This window comes from Streptococcus sp. NLN76 (genome assembly GCF_015686645.1).
Taxonomy (GTDB): domain Bacteria; phylum Bacillota; class Bacilli; order Lactobacillales; family Streptococcaceae; genus Streptococcus.
Genome location: NZ_JADPMS010000093.1, coordinates 1 through 1,584, shown reverse-complemented (window position 1 = coordinate 1,584; position 1,584 = coordinate 1). Strand labels below are relative to the sequence as shown.

The window sequence follows — 1,584 nt, the reverse complement described above, 5'->3', positions numbered from 1 at the left end:
TTTGATACGTACCGTGTCAAGTAGACAGTTGAAATAAATAAAATGTTTGATACCAGACTGCCTTAAATTTAGGCGGTCTGGTTTTTTTTATTGGCAATATTTTTCCAAAAATCAATGTATTTTTTAGCTTACTTAATTGGATACTGGGTTACTTGTTGGGGATTCGCCTTTGCCTCAGCTCTTACTTGTGCAGGTGTCTTTCCTTCAAATCTTTCCTGTGGATCATGATGATGGTAGCAATCAATTGTTTTTTCATACGCTTCCTTCATCTCTTCGAAAGTAGCTACATTGGGATACAGCACCTCTCGCATTTCCTTTATTTGTCCTTGCCAACCTTCTAATGGGCCATTATCGATACACCGACCCACCCGAGACATTGACTGCGTCATCCCCTGTTTTTCTAATATATGGGCAAAAGGTTTTCTTGTAAATTGAAATCCTCGATCACTATGGAATAAGGCCTGACTATCTGGTTCTTCTTTAAGGGCATTCTTAATAGCTGAATTCACTAGTGCCGTGTCATTTCTGTTACCTATTGCATAGCCAACAATATAACGATCATATAGATCTAAGATTGCACATAGGTATATTTTTTGGTTTGTTCCAGAAACTTTCTCTTCTGTAATATCGATACACCATTTTTCGTTTGGTCGTTTTGAATTAAAATCACGATTGAGAATATTTTCAGCTGTCTGATCAGGGGTTGAAGTGGTATAACGTTTCCGCTTCTTATATTTTGCTTTGTTGGAATAAATATTGTTCACACACATCAAACGAGCTACAGTTCGTCGGTAGATTGGTTTTTCTCCAGCTTCTAGCTCATTGTTCAACATAAGTGTCATTTTAACTGAACCAAATAAACTATTATTACTTTTAGAGATTTCTAGAATCCTGTCAAGAATGGTTTGGTCTCTCAGTTCACGTTGACTGGGCTTGCGCTTTAGCCATTTATAGTAAGCAGCACGACTAATATGAGCCAACCGACACATCCAATCAATAGGCCAACCTTTTTCTTCATGATAATTTTTAATTAATTGGTATAGCTTGATTTTTAGCTGCCGATTTTGAGCGATTACTCGTTGTTTAGGTTGTCCTGTAACCAACTCCTTTCTAATTCCCTCACTTTTTTTAAGAATTCACTTTCTTTCTCGCTTATTTCAAGCCTTCTTTCAAGTTCTTTAATTCTTCGATTTGCTTTTTCTAACTCAGACAATTCATCTTCACTACGTTTGCGTCCACGATTGTCAGTCAGCCCTTCCAAACCATCAAGTTTATACTTTCTGCACCAGCTATAGACTTGGGCATAGCTACAGCCAAATTTCCGAGCTGTCTCCTTATAATTTGAATCATGATTTAAACAATATTGAACAATTTCTAAACGTTCTTCTTTCGTTGTTTTTCTGCTAGCCATCTCATAGACCTCCGGGATAGGATTGTAGTCCTTTAGTTCTTGATGACTATTATACTTGATAATCCATTGGCGTAGTTGATAAGGAGATCTTAGTCCAAATTTTGAAGCTATTTCTAAAAGAGAACCTTCTCCTAATTTATAGGCTTCAACACAGCTAAGTTTAAACTCTGTAG

At 36.8% G+C, this 1,584-nt stretch carries 2 protein-coding genes; both read right to left on the bottom strand.

Annotation, left to right across the window (positions count from 1 at the left end; translation table 11 throughout):
- Nucleotides 1-128 precede the first annotated feature (128 nt).
- On the bottom strand, nucleotides 129-1,103 hold the full coding sequence (locus I1A59_RS09400; protein WP_196092484.1) for an IS3 family transposase: 975 nt from the start codon (nucleotides 1,101-1,103) through the stop codon (nucleotides 129-131).
- On the bottom strand, nucleotides 1,073-1,584 hold a 512-nt coding region (locus tag I1A59_RS09395; RefSeq protein WP_196092483.1), incomplete at its 5' end, for a helix-turn-helix domain-containing protein. The genes I1A59_RS09395 and I1A59_RS09400, both read right to left, overlap by 31 nt.